We start from the raw sequence: 2,426 nt of genomic DNA on the forward strand, positions 1-2,426 counted from the left end.
ATCGCTGCGCAGAGATCAGCCTTGTGCATCTGCAGTGATTCGCAAACTAGTGAATAGGTGTCGCGGAAGCTATAGGGCCTCAGCCATTCGCCTTGCTCGGCTTTCTGTTTCACCAGCTCCTGCCAATCCCTATTCGTGTGTTAGCTCTACATCATTAGGAGGTGGGTGCTTTTGGGTTCTCCTTACCCTTTTCTGGCTCGAGCGCCGTGCGCACAAAAATGGCTAGAAAACATTGATCTGCTGACTCGCCAGGCACAATATCCTTGTAGATATTTGCTCTCTATCATGGCATGAGTATTTGGTTCATGAAACATATGGCAAAAATTGCAAATACTAATTGGATGCCTCCCACAGTTTTTCGTTTCTAGTGACGTCGAATGCGATGCAAATTCTTTGTGTTTCAGAATGGAAAGGTAGGGTTCTATGAAAAAGCGATGAGGAGAAAATATTTAAGTCTCTAGCTTTCGGTCGAATTACTCTTCTTTTGAATACTGAAGCTCCTTTAGGGTATCTTGGACCTTGATGGCTGAATTCAATAGCTCCTTCTTCTGGGTTGGCCCCTTTTTCTGGCATTTGCAAATAGAAGGTTCCACTTTGCCATCCTAGTTCGTGGTTATGGGATTTAAGACTTCCGCCTTTTTTCATGACGATTGCCCATCCTTTTAGGTTGTACATGTGTTTTTCCCAATTCGTCTGAAAGAATTTATCGGTATTGATATCGCTTAATTGATTGTAGTTATCGATCTTTTGAATGAGTAGTTCTTTTAGGGCTTGGAATGGCTTTTCAGGTATATCAAGTATATTCCCAGATGTTTGCGAGCCGTTGACCAGAAGCCCTTGGTTTCTAGGCTGTAGCGTCTTGTTTGATAGGTGCAGTAGTATCCCTTCAATTAACTCATCAGAGAATTCCTGCTCATTAACTGTCTGAATAAAAACAGAATCGATGGCGCTTCCGCCCAACCCATTGTCTAAAGTTTGATTGTATAAATCATTGGCGTGATCTATTGCTGCGACTCCTCGCTGGTCAAGCCATCGCTTGCCTATTAAATCACCGGCGCATCGGTTGAATTCGAGCTTCTCGTCTAGGCATAGGTAAAGGGAAAGAAGAAGATTGTCCGCTGTCTTGCTATGAATTTCACTTATGGCCTTGACCCCATCATGGTAATGGCTCATACCGTAATAAATTAGTGCTAATTCTATTGCGGCTTCTTCTTTTGTTTTCTCACTTTTCATGGCCACTCTTAGAGAAGCAAGCGCTTGATCAAGCTTGCCGAGATCTTGGTATATGCCGCCAAGGTTCTTGTGGGCTGCGGGGTTGTCAGGCTTGAGCTCTAGAGATTTCAGGGTTGAGCTAAGCGCTTGATCAAGCTTGCCGAGATCTTGGTATATGGCGCCCAGGTTCATGTGGGCTGCGGGGTTATCAGGCTGGAGCTCTAGGGATTTAAGGGTGGAAGCAAGAGCTTGATCGAGTTGACCGAGATCTTTGTAGATGCTGCCTATGCTCATGTTGGCAGTGGGGTTATCAGGCTTGAGCTCTAGAGATTTGAGGGTTGAGGTAAGCGCTTGATCAAGCTCACCGAGTTCTTGGTATATCCCGCCCAGGTTCGTGAGGGCTGCGGGGCTATCAGACTTGAGCTCTAGGGATTTAAGGGTGGAAGCAAGAGCATGATCAAGCTGCCCGAGTTCTTTGTAGATGCCGCCTAGGTTCATGTGGGCCGTGGGGTTATCAGGCTGGAGCTCTAGAGATTTGAGGGTGGAAGCAAGAGCTGGATCGAGTTGACCGAGCTCTTGATAGATCAAACCCAGGTTCATGTGGCCCGTGGGGTTATCAGGCTGGAGCTCTAGAGATTTGAGGGTTGAGGTAAGCACTTGCTCAAGCTCACCGAGATCTTTGTAGATGCCGCCCAGGTTCATGTGGGCTGCGGGGTTATCAGGCTTGAGCTCTAGGGACTTGAGGGTTGAGGTAAGCGCTTGATCGAGTTGACCGAGCTCTTGATAGATCAAACCCAGGTTCATGTGGCCCGTGGGGTTATCAGGCTGGAGCTCTAGAGATGTGAGGGTTGAGGTAAGCGCTTGCTCAAGCTCACCGAGATCTTTGTGGATCAAGCCCAGGTTCATGTGGGCAGTGGGGTTGTTGGGCTCAAGATCCAGAACTTTTTGTGTTGCTTGTATTGCTTCCTTTAGGCGACCTTCTCCTTTAAGAGCATTGCCTAGGTTTCCCCATGCAGTAAGAAATGAGCCGTCTAGTTGAATGGAACCCTTGAATGCCTCTATGGCTGCATTGTTATCGCCAATTTCAAGCAAGCAGAGTCCAAGATTGAATGGAATGAGCTTGTTCTTTGGTCTATTGATATTCAATTTTTTGTATTCAACAATTGCTTCATCGAATTGCCTGAGATTTTGATATGCCTGCGCTAAAAGAAGTG

Annotated in this window: 1 protein-coding gene; it reads right to left on the reverse strand. The window is 46.5% G+C overall.

The features are described from left to right. Positions 1–333 precede the first annotated feature (333 nt). Positions 334–2,426: tetratricopeptide repeat protein (locus tag PMIT1303_RS00400; protein WP_156486849.1), on the reverse strand; the 2,093-nt coding region annotated here is incomplete at its 5' end.

Origin of the sequence: Prochlorococcus sp. MIT 1303 (genome assembly GCF_001631965.1) — a bacterium.
Lineage (GTDB): Bacteria > Cyanobacteriota > Cyanobacteriia > PCC-6307 > Cyanobiaceae > Prochlorococcus > Prochlorococcus marinus_D.